The following is a 23,841-nucleotide window of genomic DNA, read 5'->3' on the forward strand; positions in this document are numbered from 1 at the left end:
TCGTTCTTATTCAATGCTAAACAGAAGGCACCTTAGGGTAAAAGTATTACAAGCTTTATATGCTTATTACCAAACAGACAAAAAAGACCTAAAATTACACGAAAAAGGTTTGCTGCAGAGCATAGACAAGGTTTATGAAATGTACGTATGGATGCTATCGCTGATAGCTGAAGTGGCAAACCATGCCGTAACAGACGCCGAGGAGCGTGCCAACAAGTACCTGCCTACTGCCGACGATCTAAAACCCAACCTTAAGATCACAGAAAACCGCTTCTTAACATCACTACAGCAAAATGGCGATTATATCGCAGCCGTTAAGAGGTATAAAGTATCATGGAGTTTTGATCCGGAACTTTCAAAAGCGCTGTTCACTATCCTTAAAAACTCACCAGAGTATGCCGAATACCTGGAGTTTAAAGACGATACCATCCAAACGGATAAAGACATCATCAAATTTATTTTCAAAAAAGTAATCCTTAAATCGTCTCTTGCCGAGCAGGTTTTTGAGGATAAATTTATTGTATGGCCGGTTGATAAAGATGTATTGCAAGCGCTGATCGCCAAAACATTCAAAAACTTCTCATTCGATCAACCATCTAAAAACAAGCTGGCCGAAATTACCGGCAACTGGGAAGACGACCGCGATTTTATTGTTGAACTGTTTGAGCAAACAATTAGACATAACGACGAATACCAGGAACTTATAGGCGCCAAAACCCAAAATTGGGAGCCCGAGCGTATTGCCATGATGGATACTTTGTTAATGAAAATGGCCATTGCCGAATTTATTAACTTTACCTCGGTGCCGGTTAAAGTAACTATTAACGAATATCTGGAGATAGCCAAGGAATTTAGTACACCTAAAAGCAATTCGTTTATAAACGGTATATTGGACAAAATTTTATTTGAATTAAAAGCCGAAAACAGAATCCGTAAAACCGGCAGAGGATTAATTGAATAAGTACATGAAGAAAGTTTTTTTAGGCATTATTGCAGTCGGAATGTTGACTGCTTGTGACCCCGCTAAATCAACAACTAACACCGGTGATAGCACCGCAACGGCAAGTGTACCCGCAGGGCAGCTTCCGGTAATGAAGTTTGAGCGCGAAACGCACGACTTTGGCAAAATTAAAGCAGGTGACCTGGTGCACTATGATTTTAAGTTTACCAATACCGGTAAATCGCCATTAATTATCACCAACGCAACAGCCACCTGTGGCTGTACTAAACCCGAATTTCCTAAGGCACCAGTTGCCCCGGGAGCAAGTGGTGTAATCAAAGTGACTTTTAATAGCGCTGGCAAAATGGGCTTGCAAGACAAGCAAATAACGCTTACAGCTAATACAAACCCTGCCGAAACAAGGGTACACCTGATTGGTGATGTTACCAATCCAACAAGTAATTAATAAACAAAAATGATAGCAACAATTCTATTACAAGCTGCAGGCGGTTTTGGTAATTTAGGGTCATTGATCCCTATGGTACTGATCATCGTAGTATTTTACTTCTTTATGATCCGTCCGCAGATGAAAAAGCAAAAAGATCAAAAGAAATATGTTGACGAGCTGAAAAAAGGCGACAAAGTAGTTACCACAGCTGGTATACATGGTAAAATTGCAGAAATCGGCGAAACAACTTTTTCAGTAGAAGTTGATAATGGCGTTAAAATCAAATTCGATAAATCTTCTATATCATTAGATGCATCGAAAGCGTTAAATACTCCACCGGCTGTAAAGGCATAAAAGCAAGCTTTTTTATATAAAATGCCGTTCAGTTGTATTAATTGAGCGGCATTTTAATTTAAATAATACATCATCCAATGGCAATTGTAAAACTATCAACATCAGAGCGCAGGCGTGTTTCGGCATTTATTACCTGCCTGGTGTTAGCTACTTTAGCCTGGATGCTTACCACGCTTACCAATAACTATAATTACAAGGTTAAACGTTTGCTGGTTTACAATAACATGCCGCAAAAACGTGCTTTCAGAGCACTCCAATCAGACACCGTTGATGTGATGGTGCAGGGCACTGGATGGGATATGTTTTTTTCCAAATTTAAACCAGTTGATAAGCGCGTTAACATTGATCTGCATTCGTTAGAAAGCAAGAATTTTATTGCCCTTAACAGCCAGTTGGACCAAATTAACCGGCGTAAAGATCCCGATCAAAAGATCATTAGTTTTGATCCTGATACTCTATATTTTGACTTTACTAACCGCAGTACCAAACGTGTGCCTGTAAAGCTGATATTGGATGTTAATTATCAGCAACAGTTCGCGCTGTCTGACAATGTGATTATTAAACCTTCTTATGTTACTCTTAGCGGCCCCAGCAATGTCATCGATAAGATCAAGGTTTGGAATACCGACTCGTTGAAATTAAAAGGTATTAATGAAACTGTAAATACCAAAGTAAATCTTCAACCGGTGCATGAGGCCAATCTTAGTATTTATCCCAAAGCGGTACAGGTGCAAATTCCGGTTGACGAGTTTACCGAAAAGACATTGGATATACCCGTAAAGCTTATTGGTAATGTGCATTATTACGACGTAAAGATCTTTCCGGCGAAGGTCAAAGTTACTTTTACAACGTCGCTTACCAAGTATCCGGAGCTAGACGAAGATTTCTTTGAAGCGACTGCTGATCTCGCGCTTTGGAGTGATAGGAATTATACTGTATTACCTGTAAAGCTGGCACGCATACCGCCGTTTTGTAAAATAGTGAAGATAGAACCTCAGAACATAGATTTTATTGTTAAAAAGTAATGTTGAAGATAGGCCTCACCGGTAATATTGGCAGCGGTAAAACCACCGTGAGCAAGGTGTTTGAGATACTTGGTGTGCCGGTGTTTTCTGCCGATACGGCCGCGAAATCAGTAATGACCAATGACGCCCCGCTAATTGCGGGTATTAAAGAAACGTTTGGTAACGAAGCCTATTTTGAAGATGGCTCGCTTAACCGTAAATACATTGCGGGTAAGGTTTTTAATGATCCTGCCGAGTTGGCTAAGCTTAATGCATTGGTACATCCAGCCACATTCAGAGCTTTTGATAGCTGGGTAAAGGCATATGCAGATGTTCCGTATGTGATTAAGGAAGCTGCAATATTGTTTGAGAGCGGTTCTTACAAACTCTGCGATTACAGCCTGATTGTTACTGCCCCATTTGAGATAAGGATGCAGCGCGTAACAGAACGTGATCATATTACCATGGACGAAGCCAAAAGCCGCGATGCCCGTCAGATGTCAGAAGAAGAAAAGCTTAAACTGGCCGACTTCAGCATTAAAAATGACGATTCTGAATTAGTTATACCACAAGTGCTGGCGCTGCATCAACAATTTTTAGCGCTAGCCAATACCAAATGATACTCGACGATTTTATTTACCTTAACGATAAGGGTATTTATTGCCCTTACGGCGATTTCTATATAGACCCACAACACCCAGTGGCTGTGGCTGTAATATCACATGCCCATGCTGACCATGCCGTTAGCGGCAATGCCGAGGTGTATTGTACTGAACCCACAATGGCATTTATGCAATTGCGGTATGGTAAAAGTGCGGCCAAGGCATTTAACATAACTGGTTGGCATCAATCGTTTATGATAAAGGGGGTGAAGCTCACGTTCATGTCAGCAGGCCACATGCTGGGCTCGGCTATGATATTGATGGAGTACGATGGCACAAGTTACTTATACACGGGCGACTTTAAACTCCAGACGGACCCCACCTGCGAGCCTATAGAATGGCATAAATCCGATGTGTTGATAACCGAGAGTACCTTTGCTAATCCCGCCGTAACACACCCTGATCCAGTGGCCGAGATTAAAAAGCTGAACGATATTAAGATGAATATCATGCTGGGTGCCTATGGTTTGGGTAAAAGCCAGCGCCTGATAGCGATGATCAACGAATATACGCCGCAGAAGAAGATATTAGTACACCATAAGATAATGCCGCTCAATACAATTTATGAGCAAAGCGGGTATAAGTTAGGCCCTTATCAAATTTATGGTAGAAAATTAATGAAAAATCAGGAAGAGTTTGTTTACATTGTGCCGCCGTTTACCTTTAACAGTTATATCCGCGCAGATGGTGTGAAAAGGCTATTTGCTTCGGGGTGGAAAAATTTACAGGTAAACCTTCAGGATACATTATACATATCAGACCATGCTGACTGGAATGATATTTTAGAAGCCGTAAAACAGACTGATCCCCAACAGATCTGGACCTTACACGGCGATGGGAAGCATCTGAAAAATTACTTCGGGAATGCTATTTTTGTAAAAATTTTAAACTGATGTTACAACCCAATATTGATTATTATATCAACGAGGATGGTAATTTTGTATTCACCCGTGAGTATCATTTAAAAAGGGGATATTGTTGTAAAAATAAATGCCTGCACTGCCCTTGGGATTATGGACGAGAGAAGCCCGCCAAGCAGGAAAAAAATAAATAAACATATTGGGCAGTTTTTTTATTTTAGAGTAGAGTATGCAAATAGATGAAGAGATACAAGGTAAGTTTGAAGACGATTACCACCGTGCAGTCGTAAATCTTAATTATACCTATGGATGGCTTAATAATCTTTTACGCTATCATTTCGAGCAATACAATTTAACCAGCCAGCAATTTAACATTCTGCGCATCCTACGTGGTCAGCACCCTAAGCCGGCTACCATCAATTTGTTGAAGGAACGGATGATTGATAAGATGTCTGACGCATCGCGTATTGTAGATCGTTTGGTTCAAAAAGGTTTGGTTTCGCGCTGCACTAATAATAAAGATCGTCGCGCGGTAGATATCCTGATCAATGAAGAAGGCCTGGCCATCCTTTGCAAAATGGACAAAGAGGTTAAAACCAGCGATATGATCCAGGAAAACCTTACTGAAGATGAAGCCCGTACGTTAAGCGGCTTGCTTGATAAAATGAGGGGTTAACTATAACTCTGTCAGAAAGCCACCTAAAGCTATTCCTACGCCCAATAATACTGCTATTAGTTTGCGCCTGTTAAACTTATGATCGGGCCCTGCTTCAAATAGTATGGTGGTTGATATGTGCAAAAAGATACCGATAACCACACCCATAATTCGGTTGAAGTAATGCTGCAGGTTACCAATATTGCCATTGCTTAGCGCCTCGCTAAAAAAGAAGCCCGCTGGGGCCATTATAGCAAACAGTACAATAAAGAATATGGTGGAGTTTTTGCTTTGCTTATTGCTAAGCAAAACGGTACCTAACGCAAAGGCTGCTGGGATATGATGTAAGGCAATACCGAACACCAACTGGTTTTGCTGGCCTTGAGCCAGAGGCATGCCCTCTAAAAATGCGTGTAAGCAAAGGCTAACCATAATGCCGACCGGAAAGGCGGCTTCTTCATGCACATGCATGTGGCCGTGCTCAATCCCGTCAGAAAACTGCTCTAAAACAATCTGGAACAAAAATCCTCCCAGTATAAACACGCCCACGAGGTTATCATTACCATGATAGGCATCGGGAATGAGATGCAAAACGGTTATCGCAAACAAATAGGCCCCACTGAACGAGAGGATTAATCTCAACTGTTTGTGGTTATCGCCTTTAAAAAAGAAAACAGACATGCCCCCTAAAAAGGCAGCAAAGAACAATAAAAGCGATTTCCAGATCATGTTGTGTAAAATGCGGGTTGAAGCTTTTTGTGTAGTAATGCAAATCCAATACCTATCAACGAACCATAGATTGCTCCGGCGGTAACATCAATAGGATAGTGCACACCTACGTAAACCTGGGCAAAGCTAACAAGCCCCGCCCATAAAATAGCCCAAAACCAAATCCATCGCCATTTTTTACAATACACCAATATTAGAAAGAGTGCCATTGCAAAATGATCTGTTGCGTGAGTAGATGGAAAACTATAGCCTGTACCACAACCAACCGGGTTTATATCCGTTGGTTTAACGGCTGGATCGTTACAGGGGCGAACCCGTTTTACCACATTTTTAATCAGTGTGGCGCTGGTAAAATCAGCAACGCCAACAGTGGCAACGAGTAACAAAATGATAATTATACCTTGCTTTTTATATTTCCAGATGCTGAAACCTAAAATGAAGGCATACAGGGGGATCCAGAATTTAGGATTGCGCAACCAGGGCATTATCCAGTCGAAAAACGGATTACTCAGATCGTGATTTACAAAATGGAACAAAAACCGGTCGAGCTGTAACAAATGTTCGGGCATTGGATTTTAACAGGTTCGCAAATATAGCCATTATCGCCGGGGTGTAAAACAGTTGTTAACCTTACTTACTATCGCCCAATTGTTGTATTTTTGCCGTCAAATAAAAAAAGCGTTTTGACACTAATAAAATCGATTTCAGGAATACGCGGAACAATAGGCGGAAAGGTGGGAGAGGGCTTAACCCCTTTAGATATAGTAAAATTTACATCAGCGTTCGGATCGTGGGCTGTTAAACAGTCGGGTTTAGAAAAGATTGTTGTAGGCCGTGATGCCCGTATTTCGGGTAGCATGGTAAATAACTTGGTTATAGGTACGCTGCAAGGCTTAGGTATCGATGTTATCGACCTTGGCTTGAGCACCACACCAACCGTTGAAGTGGCGGTTCCGGGAGAACAGGCGGCCGGTGGTATTATTATCACGGCGAGTCACAACCCTAAACAATGGAATGCGTTAAAGTTATTAAACGCCGATGGTGAGTTTATTAGCGATGCCGACGGTAAAGAAGTGCTCGATATTGCAGAGAACAGTGATTTCGACTACGCAGATGTAAACGATCTGGGTACGGTTACTGTTGACGACACTTACCTGCAAAAGCATATCGACGCTGTATTGGCCTTGCCTTTGGTTGATAAGGTCGCAATTGCCAAAGCCGATTTTAAAATTGTTATTGATTGCGTTAACTCAACAGGAGGTATTTTTATACCGGCTTTGTTAAAAGCGTTGGGTGTAAAAACAGTGCACGAACTTTACTGCGAACCCGATGGTAAGTTTCCGCATAACCCGGAGCCATTACCCGAAAACCTGAGAACTTTATCGCAAGAGGTGATAAGCAAAAAGGCGGACTTAGGTATTGCTGTTGACCCTGATGTTGACCGTCTTTGCTTTGTATCTGAAGATGGTAACATGTTTGGCGAAGAGTATACCCTGGTTACTGTAGCTGATTATGTATTGAAGCATACTGTTGGCAATACCGTCTCAAATCTTTCGTCAACCCGTGCGCTGCGCGACGTTACCGAGAAAGCTGGTGGTGTATACGAAGCCGCTGCTGTAGGTGAGGTTAACGTAGTTAATAAAATGAAAGAAACCAATGCTGTAATTGGTGGCGAAGGCAATGGTGGGGTTATTTATCCGGAGTTGCACTACGGTCGAGATGCTTTGGTTGGTATAGCTTTATTCTTAACCCACTTGGCTAAGTTTGGCAAATCGGTGTCAGTTTTGCGCGGTACTTACCCAAGCTACTTCATCTCTAAAAACAAAATCACCTTAACACCAGAAATGGATATTGATGCCCTGTTGTTAAAAGTAGAAGAAAAATACAAAAAGCAGCCACATAGCACTATCGATGGGCTAAAAATTGAATTCGACAAAGAGTGGGTGCACTTAAGACGCTCCAACACCGAGCCCATTATCCGCATCTATTCTGAAGCAAGTTCAGAACAGGTAGCAAATAGCCTGGCTAACAAGATAATTGACGATATTAAAGAAATATTGCAAATCCGATAGGGTTCATAGTTCATAGCCGATAGTTCATAGTAGAACTCTTCGGCCATGAACTATGATCTATCAACTATGAACCATGAAGATTAACAAATCACTAAATTAAAATGCGCGTTTATTTAGACAATGCCGCTACTACTCCGATGGATCCGGAGGTGCTAAAAGAAATGTACAAAGTAATGGAAAGCCACTTTGGTAATCCTTCGTCGATACATGCACATGGCCGAGAGGCGCGCTCATTGTTAGAAAAAGCACGTCGTACTGTGGCTACATTGCTGCATACGTCGCCTGCTGAGATTTTCTTTACCTCTGGTGGCACCGAGGCCGATAATATGGCTATCCGTTGCGGAATTATGGATTATGGGCTAAAACACGCTATTACCAGCAAATTAGAGCACCATGCCGTGTTGCATACTTTAGAAGCAATGGAGAAGGCCGGATTAATTAAATTAAGCTTTGTTGATGTTGATCAGAGAGGTGAAGTTGATTACGCGCACCTCGAAAAATTATTGCAGGAGAACGAGCGCAGCCTGGTATCTATCATGCATGCCAATAACGAATTGGGTACGCTTAACGATATTGAACGTATAGGGGAGCTTTGCGAGCAGTATAATGCAATTTATCATTGCGATACTGTGCAGACTGCCGGACATTATCCACATGATCTGAGCAAGCTTAAAGTGCATTTTATGGTATGCTCTGCCCATAAGCTGCATGGCCCCAAAGGCGTAGGCTTTTTATATATCAGCCATAAGGTTAAAATCAACCCAATGATTTACGGTGGTGCGCAGGAGCGTAATATGCGTGGTGGTACCGAAAATATTTATGGCATTGCAGGATTAGCCAAAGCTTTGGATATGGCTTACGCAGATATGGCCGAACACCAGAACCACATACAAGGCCTTAAAACCTATATGATGGAAAGTTTGAAACAACAAGTACCAGGTATTCACTTTAATGGCGAAACAAACCCGGAAAAGAGTCTTTATACGGTACTGAATGTATCATTCCCAGAAATGGAAATGGCCGACATGTTGTTATTTAACCTTGATATTGCGGGCATTTCTGCCTCTGGTGGTAGTGCATGCAGTTCGGGTACCAACATTGGCTCACATGTGCTTAATGCTATTGGAGCTAACCCAGACAGGCCTGCAGTGCGTTTCTCTTTCTCTAAGAACACAACAAAAGAGGAGATCGATTATACTGTAAACAAAATACGCGAAATCTGCCTGGTGAACGCCTAAAGGATAGTTAAGTTATACCGCTATTATTAAAGCACAATTCTGCAAAGGGTTGTGCTTTTTTGTTGTTTTTCAAAAAACAATCCCGCAGCCCGAGAGGTTTATTATAAAAACCAAAACAACGAAGATTATGGCAGCTTTTAATGACACATTCCTTAATGAAAGGGATAATCAGTATAGAACTGACGAGATAAATTATGGACGTTTTCAAAGCGTAGCTACGCCTGATCCTGACGACGACGACGATCTGATTGATGATGACGACGATCTGGATGATGTAGATTTGGATGAGGATGATACCGAGTTTGATGATGAGGACCTGGATGATGTAGATTTGGATGAGGACGATGATCTGATCGAGGACTCCGGTGATAAAGACCAAATTGCCGCAGTAACGAACAGCGATGAGGATGACGTTGATTCACCGGAGCCCGACTTTCATCCGAACGAAACACCTGATGAGGAAGAGGCAAGTAAAGAGGATGCTTTGTATCCTGCCGAAGAGCCGACCCGCCCGGATCATGCCGAAAGCGATGCATCATACAGCGAGCAAAATGACGTAACGCCACCAGCACCGCATGAGTTTCCGTCTGTTGGTCATGCTAAAACCGACTTCGAAAGCCGTTCGCATGGCCGTACAACAGGACGCATGACTGGTCACGAGCCAGGCACAGAAGGTATATAAGTTCTTAGCCAAAGTCGTGAGATTTAGGCCTAAAGTAAAAAGGCTGTTATCGATTGATAACAGCCTTTTTGTGTTTTATTTCTCACCGCGTCATTGCGAGGTACGAAGCAATCCCCGATATGTAGAGCGGTTCTTCAAGCTTGGGATTGCTTTGTTCCTTGCGATGATGAAATGATGATACCTAATTTTTCATCATTTTCAGAAACGAAGCTAATTTCTCCTTCATTTCTCTGCGATCTACAATAAAATCTAGGAAACCATGTTCCTGCACAAACTCTGCAGTCTGGAAACCTTTAGGTAAGTCTTTTTTGATGGTTTCTTTAATAACCCTTGGGCCCGCAAAACCAATCAGAGAGCCAGGCTCGGCAATGTTAATATCACCCAACATTGCGTAAGATGCGGTTACACCGCCAGTTGTTGGGTCGGTTAGTAAAGAGATATAAGGTACACGTGCCTGAGACAGTAAAGCCAGCTTAGCCGATGTTTTAGCCATTTGCATCAGAGAGAAAGCAGCTTCCATCATACGCGCACCACCCGATTTTGAGATCATCAGAAAAGGCACTTTGTTTTGGATGCTGTAATCTATCGAGCGGGCTATCTTTTCGCCCACCACAGAACCCATAGAACCACCGATGAAGTTAAAATCCATACAGGCAATCATAATATCTTCACCACCGATTTTGCCATGCGCAGCGCGGATAGCATCTTTTAAACCGGTTTTTGCTTGGGTGTCTCTTAATCGGTCTGTGTACTTTTTAGTATCAACAAAGTGAAGTGGGTCGCCAGAACGCAGGTCGGCAAACAGCTCGGTAAACTCATTATTATCAAACAAAACAGAAAAATATTCGGCCGAACCAATACGTAAATGATAGCCGCAATAGTGGCATACATATTGATTTTCAACCTGTTCTGTATAGTGTAATGGTTTTTTGCAGTTCGGGCACTTATTCCAGATACCATCCGGAGCTTCCTTTTTTTCTTCGGTAGTAGTTATTATTCCTTTTGATTCACGTTTAAACCACGCCATTGATATTCCTTGTTTAGTAGTAAGTGCAAAGAAACAAAAAAATTAACTCACTTAATTGTTTGATATACTGTTGAATTTTAAAAATACTATAGCAAAAAGGTATACTTTATGCAACATAGTGTAGTTTGTACAGGATAATATCAAGATACATAATCGCTTAATCAATAAATTTTATAACTTCGGCGTCAAATAAAATTGTAATGGACTTAAAGAATTATAAAGGAGTACTGCACGGCGACCAGGTGCAGGAACTGTTCGAAGCAGCTAAAAAGCACCAGTTTGCATTGCCTGCTGTTAACGTAATCAGTACCAATTCTATTAACGCGGTTTTGGAAACGGCAAAAGCTGTTAACTCACCGGTTATCATTCAATTGTCAAATGGCGGCGCGCAGTTTTACGCCGGTAAATCATTAGATAATTCAAAACTGGAGGCTTGTATTTTAGGTGCCGTTTCTGCTGCAAAGCACGTGCATTTATTAGCAGAGCATTATGGTGTTGCCGTAATCTTACACACAGACCACGCTGCCATGAAGTTTTTACCATGGATAGATGGTTTGTTAACTTACGGAGAGAAACACTTTGCCGAAACCGGTAAACCATTGTTCTCATCACACATGTTAGATCTTTCTGAAGAACCTATCGAAGAGAATATAGAAATTTCATCTAAATTCTTCGAACGCATGTCTAAAATGGGCATGACAATCGAGATTGAACTAGGTGTAACCGGTGGTGAAGAAGACGGTGTTGATAACAGCGATGTTGATAGCTCTCGTTTATATACTCAGCCAGAAGAAGTTGCTTATGCTTATGAGCACTTATCAAAAGTAAGCCCTCGTTTTACTATTGCAGCTGCATTTGGTAACGTACATGGTGTTTACAAACCAGGCAACGTTAAGTTACAACCTGTAATTTTACATAACTCACAAGAGTTTTTGAAAAAGAAACACGGCTTGGCTGCTGATAAACCAATCAACTTCGTATTCCACGGTGGTTCTGGTTCATCTCAGGAAGAGATCCGCGAGGCTATTTCATACGGTGCTATCAAAATGAACATTGATACCGATATGCAATGGGCGTTCTGGGAAGGTATTAAAGATTATTACAAAGCTAAAGAAGGATACTTACAAAGCCAGATCGGTAGCCCTGATGGCGATGATTCTCCAAACAAAAAATACTATGATCCACGTGTTTGGTTACGTAAAGGCGAAGAAACTTTCGTAAAGCGTTTAACACAGGCATTTGCAGATCTTAACTGCTTAGACGTTAACAGTAAGCTGTAATTTTAAAGCGAATAATTATTAAAACGCCAGTGCATTTGCATTGGCGTTTTTTTTTATGCGTATTTTAGAACTCATATTCATCATAAGTGTTTAACCCCTATGTCTAAGAAACACAAAATTAAGAGAGTTACCCTTATAGAGCGTTTTGCAAACGCTGCTACGGTAGCCACCGGTAGCTCGGCCGCATTTATAATTGCTACCCTTGTAATCATCGTTTGGGCAGTAACCGGCCCGATATTTAAATACTCAGATACCTGGCAATTGGTGATCAATACAGGTACTACTATTATTACCTTTTTAATGGTATTCTTGATCCAAAAGGCGCAGAACAAGGATTCGAAAGCAGTGCACTTAAAATTGAACGAACTGATCGCTTCGCACGAGGGTGCCAGTAACCGCATGGTTAATATCGAAGATCTGAGTGAAGAAGAAATAGAACAAATTCACAAATACTACGTGCGCCTTTCTGATTTGGCTAAAAAAGAAGACGATTTAGGCTGTACGCATACCATAGACGCTGCCGAATTTAACCAGCGCAATAAAACAGCAAGAAGACATAAGAATTCAGGAACTAAGAATGACACCAGTAGTAACAGCCCAAAAAGTAATTGATCCGGCCGATTTAGAGAAAGCCTACGCCATAAGAAACGAAGTATTTGTAATAGGGCAAATGGTGCCATTGGAATTGGAGATGGAAAACAATGAAGTTTCCAATCATTTTTTGGCGACCGTTGATGGCGAACCTGCAGGAGCAGCCCGTTGGCGTAAAACAGAAAACGGTTACAAGCTGGAGCGTTTTGCCGTGCTTGATAGATATCGCGGCCTGGGTGTTGCACAGGCTATGGTAAAGGCTGTGTTGAACGATCTGCCCGAAGACGATGCAATAGTATACCTCAACTCACAAATTCTCGCTGTGGGCTTATATGAGAAATTTAACTTCGAGAAATCCGGACCGGAGTTTGAAGAGGCTGGAATAAAGCATTATAAGATGGTGCTTAGGAGATAGTTTTGAATGAGTGAATGATAGAATGAGCGAATCTTTGATGATAATTTTATTCTTTCATTCAAAACTCACTCATTCTCTGATTAAACCTTACCCGTCACTTTTCGGCATATTATCGAACTCGTGGGGTAGGGCCTCGCGTTCAAATCTGCGTAAAATTAAGCGCGTACCACCGTTGTAATTGATATAGTTCATTATCCAGTTCACAAATACCACAACTTTGTTCCTGAAGCCTAATAGCGATACCAGGTGAACAAACATCCAGATCAGCCAGGCGAAGAACCCCTGAAATTTGATCTTGCCCAAATCGGCTACTGCTTTATTGCGGCCAATGGTTGCTAATGATCCTTTGTCGTTGTATTTAAATGGTTCAGTAGGTTTGCCATTGATTATGCTGGCAATATTTTTACCTACGTTCTGGCCCATTTGTATAGCCACTTGGGCTACACCCGGATGCCCTTTAGGGGTTTCGTCGGTTATCATCGCAGCAACGTCGCCAATCGCAAATACGTTGGTTAGGCCATTAATCTGACAAATGTTATTAGTGCGGATGCGATTACCGCGTTCAATGGTGTCTTTAGAAATTCCCTCGGGCACAACCCCCATTACACCTGCCGACCAGATTACGTTTTTAGTGCGTATTTCGCGCCCGTCAGCGAATTTTATGATCTTGCCATCATAACTCTCCACCTTAACGTTTAACTCCACCTTAACGCCCATTTTTACCAGAAAATCTTTGGCTTTAGCTGAGGACTCCTCGGAAAAGGGGCCTAAAACTTTCGGTAGAAAGTCAACAAGGTAAACCTGCATCTGATCTTTGGTTAGTTCGGGATAATCTTTGGTGAGTACGTGGTTACGTAATTCGGCCAAAGCGCCTGCAAGTTCAACACCGGTAGGGCCGGCACCTACTAGTACGAAGTTTAGATACTCTTCGCGCTCTTCGTGAGTTTTAGCTAACACCGCTTCCTCCAGGTTCTGCAATATCAGGTAGCGCAGATTAAGCGCTTCCGGTATGCTTTTCATTGGCATAGCATAATGTTCTATGTCTTTATTGCCGAAGAAATTGGTGGTAGAGCCGGTTGCTACAACCAAATAGTCGTATGCCATTTCACCAATAGTGGTATCAATCGTATTTTTATCGGTATTTATGGAGGTAACTTCTGCAATACGGAAGGTGAAGTTTTTCTGATCGTCGAAGTTTTTGCGGATAGAGAACGCAATAGATTCAGACTCGAGGCTACCTGTTGCTACCTGATAAAGCAGTGGTTGAAAAACATGATAATTATGCTTATCAAGCATCAGTACCTCTACCGGCTCGTTGGCAAGCTTACGGGCAACCTCTATGCCGCCAAAGCCACCACCGATAATTACTACTTTTGGAAATTTTGATTGCTCTGTTGTAGCCATAACTTAATGTAAAGTTTTATAAAGTGATATAACAAAAAAGGCTCCAAATGTTCTTTGGAGCCTTTTTATTTACGTTGAAATTATTCTTATTTCAGGTGTTTTTTTCCAAAGTCCACGATAACTGGAGTAGCTACGCAAATCGACGAGTAAGTACCGAAGCACACACCGATCAATAATGCGAACGAGAAACCGCGGATAACGTCGCCACCGAATATAAACAATACAACCAACACAAATACTACCGTTAAAGCGGTGATAATGGTACGGCTTAATGTACTGTTGATAGCGCGGTTGATAACCACCTCTTGATCTTCGTTTTTGCCTTTATTTTGGTCTAAGAACTCGCGGATACGGTCAAATACAACCACCGTGTCGTTAATAGAGTAACCAATTACTGTCAGTATGGCAGCGATGAAGTTTTGATCGATATCTAACGAGAACGGTAAATAACCATAGAATAACGAGAAGAACGATAGTACCAGCAAGGCATCGTGAGCTGTTGCGATCATCGCACCTAAGCTGAACTGCCATCTGCGGAAACGGATCAGGATGTAAACCGAGATCACCAGGATAGCGAAGATAACGGTCCAGATAGCTGAAGTTTTGATACTGTTTGCTATGGTTGGACCAACCTTTTGCTGACTTACAATCTGGAAGCTAGGGTTAACCTTGGTTAACGAACTACGTAAGGTAGCCTCTACTTTACCGTCACCTGTAGTGGTGTTATCGTCAATCATGTAGTCGGTAGTAATACCAACCTGATTTTTGTTATCTACATAAGTTTTAAGGATAGTTTTACCTTCACCAAAAGTAGCAGTTAAGGCACTACGTACATTTTCTACATCAGTTTCTTTGTCAAAACGTACTACATAGGTACGGCCACCGCGGAAATCAACACCGTAGCTAAAACCACGTGTAAACATAGAGATAATACCCGCAAGGATGAAAATACCAGAGAAAGCGTAGAAACGGAAACGGTTTTTAACAAACGCGTAGTTAGCGCCTTTAAAGGTATGATTGCTCCATGGGTTTGAGAATTTGATATCCCAGCCTTTACCTAACATCCATTCGAAGATCAAACGAGAGATCAGTAATGAACAGAATAATGAAGTAACGATACCAATCATTAACGTAGTAGCAAAACCTTGTACAGGGCCGGTACCGAAAATGAATAGGATTAAACCAGTAATAAACGTACTGATGTTAGAGTCTAAGATTGAAGATAAAGCGTGTTTAAAACCATCTTCGATAGATAAACGTAACGATTTACCTAAAGCCATCTCTTCACGCACACGTTCGTAAATTAATACGTTCGCATCCACCGAGATACCTAATATCAACACGATACCCGCAACACCCGGAAGGGTTAATACAGCACCAATGTTGGTTAACACACCCATCAGGAAGAATACGTTGATGAATACCGCTACCACCGCAACAGTACCTGCACGGTTGTAGTAAGCAATCATAAACACCAATACCACGATTAAGCCGATCAGACATGACATCAAACCGTCGTGGATTGCTTCAACACCTAAAGAGGCACCTACTACGTCTTCTGCAACGATACGTGCAGGAGCAGGTAAACGGCCAGCTTTTAATATGTTGGCTAAATCTTTTGTTTCTTCTTGAGTAAAGTTACCAGAGATAGATGACCGGCCACCTGCAATCTCACCGTTTACACGTGGAGCAGATACTACGTTATCATCTAAAACGATGGCGATAGATCGGTTATCGTTAGGGTCTGTAGCGTTTCCGGCAGCAGCAGCGGTGATTTCTCTCCATTTGCTTGCGCCTTCAGAGCTCATATCCATAGTAACCTCAAAACCACCTTGCGATTGGTTTACATCTGCGTTTGCATCTGTAATAACCTCGCCTGTTAAAACCGGGCCATTGTTAGCACCAGAAAGTTTGATAGCATATAATTCAAATACCTTTGATTTTTCGATAGGCTTAACGCTCCATAAAAATTTAAGGTTCTGAGGAATGATTGATTTTACCTCCGGTAAACGCAGGAAACCGTCAATTTTAGCAGTGTCAAGTTGTGAGGCACGGCCAACAACAGGGCCTGGGCCATATTGAGCTTGTCCGTTAGGACCTTGGTAAATAGAAGGAGCTAAAACCGCAAATAATGGGTTTTGTGCAGCAGCCTGTGTTTTACCTAATGCGCTGGTATCTTTAGCAGTACTTTTCTGAACCTTGCTTAATAAAGAACCTTTGGTAGTATCTTTCTTAGCAGCAAGAGTAGTTGAATCTGTTGCTTTTGCAGTGTCTTTAGCCGGAGATTTGATTTTAGCGGCTAACAAACTGTTAATGTTGTTCAGCAATGGTGCTACTTCAGCATTTTCAGCAGTTTCGTAGAACTCCAGTTTTGCAGAACCTTGTAATAGCTTACGCACGCGGTCTTTTTCAGTTACACCTGGCAATTCAACCAAAATACGGTTGGTACCTTCCTGCAATTGAATGTTTGGTGCAGTTACACCAAATTTATCGATACGCGTAGTAAGGATGTTATAAGTTTGGGTAACGGCAGTGTTGGCTTGATCTTTCAGGTATTTTTCAACATCGCTATTGCTTGAGTTGAATTTAATGTGTTCCTGATTTTCTTTAGTAGCGAAAATTGGGGCCAGTTTACCATCGGGTGCAATCTTATTATACTCGTTAATGAAGAGTGTAATGTAGTTTTCAGGATTGGTGTGAGAGTCAATCTCTGCTTTAGATAGCGCCTGGTTAAAGGCAGGATCCGTGTTGTTGTCTGATAATTGCTTGATCAGATCGCCTAACGATACTTGCAGGGTAACGTTCATACCACCTTTAAGGTCGAGACCCAAAGCTAGTTCACGCTCTTTGCAATATTGGAAGGTGTGTTTTAGCAACGGGTAAACCGGTTGCGATGACATCGAATCTAAATACGCCTTTTCTTTTTCTGTGTTTCCTTTAGCATACTCTTTGGCGTCGCTTTCCACCTTGCGGGTAACCCACGTAAATGACAGCTGGTACAAGCATACAATTGCCAGCAATATGGCGAAAAACTTAATAACCCCTTTACCTTGCATTGTGTATTAAATATGTATAATTAATTAGTTTATAAGCATTTTAAACAAGACGGCAAATCTAATAATATTTTTTTACCGTAAAATTTTAATTGAAACAAAAAAACAGCTACCGTGTTATCGGCGCTCGAGGGTAATAAATGAGAAGGGGAGATTGTTTTTTTCATCCGGCTCAAAGTCCTCCTGTTCGGTTATTTTCCACTCTTTTTCATCAATAACCGGGAAAAAGCTATCGGCCTCAAAATCTTTTTTTACTATAGTTAAATAGATGCGATTAGTTAAATGCATAGCCTGACGATAAATTTCGGCGCCGCCAACGATGAACACTTCTTCTTCATCGGCACATAAAGCCAACGCGTTTTCGATAGAGCTCACCACTTCGCAACCCTCAATCGTGATACTTTGTCTGGTGATAATAATGTTGCGACGCTTAGGTAGCGGTTTACCCACAGACTCATACGTTTTGCGCCCCATAATCACGGTGTGTCCGGTAGTAATATCCTTAAAGTGTTTAAGGTCTTTAGGGAGATTCCATAGCAACTTATTGTCTTTGCCTATGGCGTGGTTTTGCGAAATCGCAACCACTATAGTAATGTATTGACTCATTAATTAAATCCTTAACGTCATTGCGAGGTATGAAGCAATCCCCGAACTTTACAAAACTGCTCTGCTAGTTAGAATTGCTTCGTATCTTGCAATGACGGTTGGCTAAGATAATACAATTAAATTAGCTTATACTGCTACCGCCCCCTTAATATGCGGCCACGGATCGTAATTCTCTAATTCAAAATCCTCGAACTTAAAGCTGAAGATGTCTTTAACCTCCGGATTGATCTTCATGGTTGGCAGCGGGCGTGGTTCGCGGCTTAGTTGTAGTTTAACCTGTTCGAGGTGGTTGTTGTAGATATGTGCATCGCCGAAGGTGTGGATAAAGTCGCCTAGCTGTAGGTCGCATACCTGGGCTATCATCATGGTAAGTAAGGCGTAAGAGGCGATATTAAAAGGTACACCCAAAAATATATCGGCGCTACGTTGATAAAGCTGGCACGATAGCTTTCCATCTAATACATAAAACTGAAACAGGCTATGGCATGGCGGCAGCGCCATTTGATTAACATCAGCCACGTTCCAGGCCGAAACAATAAGGCGGCGTGAATCCGGATTCTTTTTGATCATTTCGATCAGTTGGCTGATCTGATCTATGTGTCCGCCATCTGGTGTAGGCCACGAACGCCACTGGTATCCATAAACCGGACCAAGGTTGCCCTCGGCATCAGCCCACTCGTCCCAAATGCGCACGCCGTTATCTTTAAGGTATTTGATATTGGTGTCGCCGCTCAAAAACCAGATCAGTTCATGAATGATGGATTTGAGGTGGAGTTTCTTGGTGGTCACCAACGGAAAACCATCCTGCAGATTAAATCGCATCTGATAGCCAAACACGCTAATCGTCCCTGTTCCTGTCCTGTCGTGTTTTTGCGTGCCGTTATCCAGCACATGCTGCATCAGATCGAGATATTGCTTCATTTTTATTAGTTGATTAAGCGGGTAATTGATTGAGTTGATTCAGTTTATTAGTAGCAGATTAAAACTTAATCAACTCACTCAACTAATCAACTATTCAACAATCCCCCAAACGCAAAGAAAAATAATCTAAATTTGACATCCTACAGTTGTGCATAATATAGCACAACTGTTAATAAGTTTATGATCGTTTTTCCTAACGCCAAAATTAATATCGGGTTAAATATTGTTACCAAACGGCCAGATGGCTACCACAATTTGGAGACTATTTTTTACCCTGTAAAAATTAAAGACGCTTTAGAGGCTATTACAGCCCCTCAGTTAAGTTTTTCTTCTTCCGGGATAACTATACCGGGCGACAAGGAAAACAATCTCTGTATCAAAGCTTATGAGCTCGTTAATTCAGACTTCGAGCTTCCGCCGCTGAAAATTCATCTTCATAAGCACATTCCGATAGGGGCCGGCCTTGGCGGAGGTTCGGCCGATGCTGCTTTTTTTATCAAGCTGATCAATCATCAGTTTGATCTCAAACTTTCTGTTGAAGACATGCAGAACTACGCACGCAAGCTTGGTGCCGACTGTGCATTCTTCATTGAGAATGACCCGGTTTACGCTTTCGACAAAGGTGATCAGTTTGAACTATTGGAATTAGACCTGAGTAAATATGTAATTGTTTTGGTGATGCCTCCGGTGCATGTGTCTACTGCCGATGCTTACAGTGGAGTAAAAGCAGAGCCATCTGCCGAGTCGCTAAAAGAGTTGATCAAACTACCGGTCGCCCAATGGAGAGACAGAATTAAAAATGATTTCGAAAAAACGGTGATCCCGAAATATCCTTTGATAGGTGAGGTAAAGCAAGCGCTTTATGACGCAGGTGCTTTGTACGCAAGTATGAGTGGGAGCGGTGCTTCGGTGTTCGGGATATTTGAAACACTGCCCCCGCTTGAACATCTCGAAGCAAAGAGCAGTGTTTTCTATAATGTTTAGACTCCAGCGTCGTCCGTTACTCCTTTGCCGAAGGCCTCTGCCCAGTCGGCGCCGGTGCGGCCTTTTGCTATGGTAACCAGTAAGCGATTGTGAATAATATTGGCAAAGGGCATAGGAGTTTTACTTTGCTGCGAAAGTTTCAACACCAGGCTGGCATCTTTATATCCCAACTCGGTTGTAAAACCGACGGGTTCATATTTTTTCTCCGCGATAGCTTTTCCGTAGCTTTTAAATATCGGGGCATTAAATAAGGTGTTGCCAAAAAACTCGGCCACGATGCCGCGGTCTACTCCAAACTTCTCGGCCATAGTGTAGGCTTCGGCCATCATCTCCATTGATGCCTGGATCATGAAGTTACCGCTTATTTTAACCACGTTTGCCGAGCCAACTTTTTCGCCAAAGTCAATTACCTCCCTGCTTGTGCATTCGAGTATTGGCTTTGCTGCTTCTTTAACTTCCGCTTCTCCGGAGATGCATGTCCAAAGCATTTTTGCCGCCGCGGCATCAGGTCTGCCAAAAACCGGTGAAGCCAGGTAGCTGTTGCCCGCTTGCTTGTGTAGGTCGGCAAGTTCCTCGGCTGTGTCTGGAGCAATGGTGCTCATGGAAATATGAATGGCATTCAGGGGTAGTGTTTTTAAAATACCCTCATCGCCGACAACGGTTTGTCTCAACACGGCATCATTGGCCAAAACAGTTATAATAAAATTTACACTTTTGGCGGCTTCGGCCGGAGAACCGCATTTGGTTATCGATGTCTGATCGAGCTCGTCGATTTTTGAAAGTGTACGGTTGTAAACCTGAAGATGGTAACCAGCGGCTATCAGGTTTTTGGCAATAGGGGTACCTAGGTTACCGAGGCCGATAAATCCAATAGTAGTTTTCATAGTGTAGTGAATTGGGTAATGTAGCTATTAGCTGATGTAATCTCTGTCTTCGTCGCTCAGGGTGCCGGAAGGTGGGCGTATGTCCGAACCTTCGTCGTGTTCGTGGTCGTAATCAGAAAACCGTTTTACCTTGCGCGGTCTGCCAACCCATATTCCCAACAGGAATGAAACTATTGAAAAGCCGGCCAGTAAAACCACTTTGGGCAAAAACACATCTGTAAACAGAATTGTGAATTTTACGGGCTCGGTATTCTGCATAATAATAACGGTTAGCAGAACTGTAATAACGATGCCTATTATGGTAGATATTCTCATGGTATATTTTTACTTCTGATACTAAAGATGCACTTTTTTAACAACCTGTAAAAGCTGCTTTTGTTGCCAGGGTACGGGTTTAAAATTGCAACATAGGAAAGGGGAAAAGCGTATACAAAAGCAAAAGATTTACCGCTTTATTTCATTTAAGTTAAATATAGGTCGCTTAAGATTGCACAAAAATATTTGATCTGCGCAACTTTTTTACAACGTTAAACACTTTTAATATTTGCTTAAAGTGTTTGTTCATTACACCAACTCTTCGCTCCATTCCAAGAAACTCAAAAAATAAATTTACTTTAATTAAGTGTATTTAAAATATTGATATATAAGTATATATAATGTATTTTTTATTTAATAACAAACAAATGCTAAAAATATTAGATTTTGTTATTTGAGATAAGTTATTTTATTTAAAGTAATGGTTTTTTTAAATTAACTATATAATTGATTGTTAATTGTTTATAATAAAATTATCTATTTGAATTTATGAATATTTTGGTGTTTTAAAGTGCTGTTTCATAGATTCTGAGAGTAGTTTTTGAGAAATTTATTACGAACGTACTTATACACTAAGCCTTATTGGGGAAATTGGGTTTATTGACGCGAGATCGAACAATTCGATTGGGGACTACAAACGATGAGTTACAGGTTAAGCTGTAGATTAACGTGCAGTTAAATAAGAGAACGCCGGATTTGACGGGGAAATTATCGGGAACGATACTTGCTGATCTGCTTTTGGGCGAAGGGGAAAAGAAAAACGGTTGAGAGAATAATCATCGCGCCTACCCAAAAACCGGCCGTCATAAGTTTCATTTCACCAAAGAACAGGAATGACATAATGATGCCATACACCGGTTCGAGGTTGGTAATGAGGGCCACCTTGAAAGCCGAAAACTCGCGCATTACAGATACCCCGGCAACGTATGCAAGTGATGTGCACACCGTACCTAAGATGATTAAGTATCCAATATCTGACATGCTCGGAATGCCCAGAGTGGCGAAGCCTCCGGTTACTAAGAGAAACAAATTGATCCAAAAGAAGGCGCCGACTAATTCGTAAAAAGCAATAATAGGAGCTTCTAATTTCTTTACAAACTTAGAGTTGATGATGGAAAAGAGGCTCGCCGCCACCGCACTACATAAGCCCATGATGATACCCTTAGTGTAGCGCGACTCGAATTTAAAGATCAAAATGATGCCAATGATGATTAATATCCCGGCAGTAATCTCAAGTTTAGAGGTTTTCTTTTTGTTGAATATGGGCTCAAAAACAGCCGTAAATAAAGTGATGGAGGAGAGGCAAACGAGCGATACCGATATGGTAGAAGCCTTGATAGAACCGAAGAATAAGATCCAATGTCCTCCTACTAACGCGCCCGTACACAATAGCTTGACAAGTGTTTTTATATCTATCCTAAAGGCAGTTTTATTGAATTTGAAATATAGAAAAAGCGTGCAGAAGGCGATAAGAACGCGGTACCAGACCAGGTTAATTGCAGTGATTTCGATGAGTTTTCCGAGGATGCCGGTGAACCCCCATATGAAAACTGTAAAATGCAAAATAAGCAGGTTTTTGTTTAAACCCGCGCCTTGTTGATCTGGTAATGGCATTGTTATTTTGGTGCTTTACGCAACAGGTAGTACCCCAGGGCACCAAAAGTTACGTTAGGAATAAATACAGCAATTAACGGCGGCATACCCCCTTTGGTTGAAAATACGGTTGCAAAACGGTCGACAATAATATAGGCAAAACATAAGAATATGCCTATACCTAATGGTAACCCAATGCCCCCGCGAACCTTGCGTGAGGAGATAGAAACGCCTATTAATGTTAATACGTATGATGAAAGCGGGTACACAAAACGACGATATTTCTCAAACAACATGTCTGTTAAAGCGCCTGTGCCTCGGGTTTGCTCGCGAGCTATGTTCTTGTTAAGTTCATTCATAGACATCGCCCTGTAAACATTGTCGTGTATCTCGAAGTCGCTGGGGCGCATATCAAGCACTGTGTCTTTTCTTGGTGCATTAAGTAGCTTTTCGTGTATGCCATTAACAAAACGCACCGAGTAATCTTGTAAAGACCATACGTGTTTAACCGAATCAAATACAATACGGTTGGCAACCAGTTTTTCTTTCAGATCATCACCCTTAAACTTCTCTAAAACAAAGTTATAGCCGGTATGTACCGTGTTGTCGTACGATTGCAGATATACATAAGTTCCCTTATCCAGTTGCATGTGCAGGTCGCTTTTGGTGGGGTCAACCTCGTTAAAATAAACGTTTTCGAAGGTTACATCCAACTTATTAGTGTAAGGTATCAGGTATATATTTGCGAAGAAGAATACAATGAATATCAACGAGGCCGACACGAAATACGGTCTCAGGAAACGGTTAAAACTGGCCTTACCACTTAGTATCGGTACAATTTCTGTTTGATTGGCCATCTTAGCCGTGAAGAAAATTACCGCTAAAAAGTTAATAAGTGGCAGCAAGAGGTTAGTGTAGAAGGGCAGGTAGCCGGCGTAGTACTGAAATATGATAGCATGAAGCGGTGCATTGTGCTTTAAAAAGTTATCAAGGTGCTCAGAAACGTCAAAAACGACTATAATTACCATAAAAAGCACAATGGTAAATGTAAAAGTACCCAGGTATTTTTTAATAATATACCAGTCGATAACCTTCAAATAGCGATCCAATAAACCCTTCATGCA

Annotated in this window: 26 protein-coding genes; 15 read left to right on the forward strand and 11 right to left on the reverse strand. The window is 41.7% G+C overall.

The annotated features are described in order from the left end of the window. Window positions 1-13 precede the first annotated feature (13 nt). The 8 genes from nusB to GSY63_RS10585 all read left to right on the forward strand — a co-directional run bounded on the left by nusB (window position 14) and on the right by GSY63_RS10585 (window position 4,944). Window positions 14-961, forward strand: coding sequence for a transcription antitermination factor NusB (gene nusB, locus GSY63_RS10550; protein WP_166585771.1), 948 nt, complete (start codon window positions 14-16; stop codon window positions 959-961). 4 nt (window positions 962-965) lie between these two features. Continuing rightward, complete coding sequence (locus GSY63_RS10555; protein WP_166585772.1) at window positions 966-1,406, forward strand: DUF1573 domain-containing protein; 441 nt, start codon at window positions 966-968, stop codon at window positions 1,404-1,406. Window positions 1,407-1,415: 9 nt separating this feature from the next. After that, window positions 1,416-1,742, forward strand: coding sequence for a preprotein translocase subunit YajC (gene yajC / locus GSY63_RS10560; protein ID WP_166585773.1), 327 nt, complete (start codon window positions 1,416-1,418; stop codon window positions 1,740-1,742). Between the two features lie 77 nt (window positions 1,743-1,819). Continuing rightward, entirely contained in the window at window positions 1,820-2,767 is a 948-nt protein-coding gene (locus GSY63_RS10565) for a CdaR family protein (RefSeq protein WP_166585774.1), read from the forward strand. Next, window positions 2,767-3,366: a dephospho-CoA kinase gene (gene coaE, locus GSY63_RS10570; RefSeq protein ID WP_166585775.1), complete on the forward strand. Its 600-nt coding sequence runs from the start codon at window positions 2,767-2,769 to the stop codon at window positions 3,364-3,366. Before GSY63_RS10565 ends, coaE begins: the two co-directional genes overlap by 1 nt. Beyond that, a complete protein-coding gene (locus tag GSY63_RS10575; protein ID WP_166585776.1) occupies window positions 3,363-4,301 on the forward strand; it encodes an MBL fold metallo-hydrolase in 939 nt (312 codons plus the stop codon). Before coaE ends, GSY63_RS10575 begins: the two co-directional genes overlap by 4 nt. Then, complete coding sequence (locus GSY63_RS10580) at window positions 4,301-4,462, forward strand: DUF5522 domain-containing protein (protein WP_166585777.1); 162 nt, start codon at window positions 4,301-4,303, stop codon at window positions 4,460-4,462. Before GSY63_RS10575 ends, GSY63_RS10580 begins: the two co-directional genes overlap by 1 nt. 35 nt (window positions 4,463-4,497) lie before the next feature. Further along, window positions 4,498-4,944: a MarR family winged helix-turn-helix transcriptional regulator gene (locus GSY63_RS10585; protein WP_166585778.1), complete on the forward strand. Its 447-nt coding sequence runs from the start codon at window positions 4,498-4,500 to the stop codon at window positions 4,942-4,944. On the opposite strand, the gene GSY63_RS10590 is transcribed toward GSY63_RS10585, so the two are convergent. Beyond that, entirely contained in the window at window positions 4,945-5,652 is a 708-nt protein-coding gene (locus GSY63_RS10590; protein WP_166585779.1) for a ZIP family metal transporter, read from the reverse strand. It abuts the gene before it with no gap. Further along, window positions 5,649-6,221 carry a phosphatase PAP2 family protein gene (locus GSY63_RS10595; RefSeq protein ID WP_166585780.1) on the reverse strand — a complete coding sequence of 191 codons (573 nt, stop codon included), beginning with the start codon at window positions 6,219-6,221 and terminating at the stop codon, window positions 5,649-5,651. The genes GSY63_RS10590 and GSY63_RS10595 overlap by 4 nt, the downstream gene beginning before the upstream one ends. Window positions 6,222-6,335: 114 nt before the next feature. Here GSY63_RS10595 and glmM point away from each other — a divergent pair, with 114 nt between their 5' ends. The 3 genes from glmM (at window position 6,336) to GSY63_RS10610 (ending at window position 9,644) form a co-directional block, all read left to right on the forward strand. Next, the gene (gene glmM, locus GSY63_RS10600) at window positions 6,336-7,724 is read left to right on the forward strand and encodes a phosphoglucosamine mutase (protein ID WP_166585781.1); all 1,389 of its coding nucleotides are present in this window, start codon (window positions 6,336-6,338) and stop codon (window positions 7,722-7,724) included. A 101-nt stretch (window positions 7,725-7,825) separates the two neighbouring features. Next, entirely contained in the window at window positions 7,826-8,962 is a 1,137-nt protein-coding gene (locus GSY63_RS10605; protein WP_166585782.1) for a cysteine desulfurase family protein, read from the forward strand. 127 nt (window positions 8,963-9,089) lie between these two features. Next, complete coding sequence (locus GSY63_RS10610) at window positions 9,090-9,644, forward strand: hypothetical protein (protein ID WP_166585783.1); 555 nt, start codon at window positions 9,090-9,092, stop codon at window positions 9,642-9,644. A 181-nt stretch (window positions 9,645-9,825) separates the two neighbouring features. Here GSY63_RS10610 and accD read toward each other — a convergent pair whose 3' ends face one another. After that, on the reverse strand, window positions 9,826-10,671 hold the full coding sequence (accD, locus tag GSY63_RS10615; protein ID WP_166585784.1) for an acetyl-CoA carboxylase, carboxyltransferase subunit beta: 846 nt from the start codon (window positions 10,669-10,671) through the stop codon (window positions 9,826-9,828). Between the two features lie 200 nt (window positions 10,672-10,871). Between accD and fbaA the strand changes: the two genes are divergently transcribed. From fbaA to GSY63_RS10630, 3 genes are all read left to right on the forward strand, one after another. Then, entirely contained in the window at window positions 10,872-11,951 is a 1,080-nt protein-coding gene (gene fbaA / locus GSY63_RS10620) for a class II fructose-bisphosphate aldolase (protein WP_166585785.1), read from the forward strand. 99 nt (window positions 11,952-12,050) lie between these two features. Beyond that, window positions 12,051-12,563, forward strand: a complete 513-nt coding sequence (locus tag GSY63_RS10625; RefSeq protein WP_166585786.1) for a low affinity iron permease family protein — start codon at window positions 12,051-12,053, stop codon at window positions 12,561-12,563. Further along, window positions 12,529-12,957 (forward strand): GNAT family N-acetyltransferase, encoded by a 429-nt coding sequence (locus GSY63_RS10630; RefSeq protein ID WP_166585787.1) that lies wholly within the window; start codon window positions 12,529-12,531, stop codon window positions 12,955-12,957. Before GSY63_RS10625 ends, GSY63_RS10630 begins: the two co-directional genes overlap by 35 nt. An 87-nt stretch (window positions 12,958-13,044) precedes the next feature. On the opposite strand, the gene GSY63_RS10635 is transcribed toward GSY63_RS10630, so the two are convergent. The 4 genes from GSY63_RS10635 to GSY63_RS10650 all read right to left on the reverse strand — a co-directional run bounded on the left by GSY63_RS10635 (window position 13,045) and on the right by GSY63_RS10650 (window position 18,941). Further along, window positions 13,045-14,361, reverse strand: a complete 1,317-nt coding sequence (locus tag GSY63_RS10635; protein WP_166585788.1) for an NAD(P)/FAD-dependent oxidoreductase — start codon at window positions 14,359-14,361, stop codon at window positions 13,045-13,047. A gap of 86 nt (window positions 14,362-14,447) precedes the next feature. Further along, window positions 14,448-17,417 (reverse strand): protein translocase subunit SecDF, encoded by a 2,970-nt coding sequence (gene secDF / locus GSY63_RS10640; protein WP_166585789.1) that lies wholly within the window; start codon window positions 17,415-17,417, stop codon window positions 14,448-14,450. 114 nt (window positions 17,418-17,531) lie between these two features. Further along, window positions 17,532-18,020 (reverse strand): dihydrofolate reductase, encoded by a 489-nt coding sequence (locus GSY63_RS10645; RefSeq protein ID WP_166585790.1) that lies wholly within the window; start codon window positions 18,018-18,020, stop codon window positions 17,532-17,534. Window positions 18,021-18,146: 126 nt separating this feature from the next. Continuing rightward, window positions 18,147-18,941 carry a thymidylate synthase gene (locus tag GSY63_RS10650; protein WP_166585791.1) on the reverse strand — a complete coding sequence of 265 codons (795 nt, stop codon included), beginning with the start codon at window positions 18,939-18,941 and terminating at the stop codon, window positions 18,147-18,149. A gap of 180 nt (window positions 18,942-19,121) precedes the next feature. Between GSY63_RS10650 and ispE the strand changes: the two genes are divergently transcribed. Further along, window positions 19,122-19,925: a 4-(cytidine 5'-diphospho)-2-C-methyl-D-erythritol kinase gene (ispE, locus tag GSY63_RS10655; protein ID WP_166585792.1), complete on the forward strand. Its 804-nt coding sequence runs from the start codon at window positions 19,122-19,124 to the stop codon at window positions 19,923-19,925. Here the strand turns inward: ispE and GSY63_RS10660 are convergent. From GSY63_RS10660 to GSY63_RS10675, 4 genes are all read right to left on the reverse strand, one after another. Then, window positions 19,922-20,809, reverse strand: coding sequence for an NAD(P)-dependent oxidoreductase (locus GSY63_RS10660; RefSeq protein ID WP_166585793.1), 888 nt, complete (start codon window positions 20,807-20,809; stop codon window positions 19,922-19,924). The genes ispE and GSY63_RS10660 overlap by 4 nt on opposite strands. A 27-nt stretch (window positions 20,810-20,836) precedes the next feature. Next, window positions 20,837-21,124 carry a LapA family protein gene (locus GSY63_RS10665; RefSeq protein WP_166585794.1) on the reverse strand — a complete coding sequence of 96 codons (288 nt, stop codon included), beginning with the start codon at window positions 21,122-21,124 and terminating at the stop codon, window positions 20,837-20,839. Window positions 21,125-21,832: 708 nt separating this feature from the next. Then, the gene (locus tag GSY63_RS10670) at window positions 21,833-22,738 is read right to left on the reverse strand and encodes a DMT family transporter (protein ID WP_166585795.1); all 906 of its coding nucleotides are present in this window, start codon (window positions 22,736-22,738) and stop codon (window positions 21,833-21,835) included. Window positions 22,739-22,740: 2 nt separating this feature from the next. Then, the gene (locus GSY63_RS10675) at window positions 22,741-23,838 is read right to left on the reverse strand and encodes an LptF/LptG family permease (protein WP_208094519.1); all 1,098 of its coding nucleotides are present in this window, start codon (window positions 23,836-23,838) and stop codon (window positions 22,741-22,743) included. Window positions 23,839-23,841: the final 3 nt, after the last annotated feature.

The organism is Mucilaginibacter agri (genome assembly GCF_009928685.1).
Taxonomy (GTDB): Bacteria; Bacteroidota; Bacteroidia; order Sphingobacteriales; family Sphingobacteriaceae; genus Mucilaginibacter; species Mucilaginibacter agri.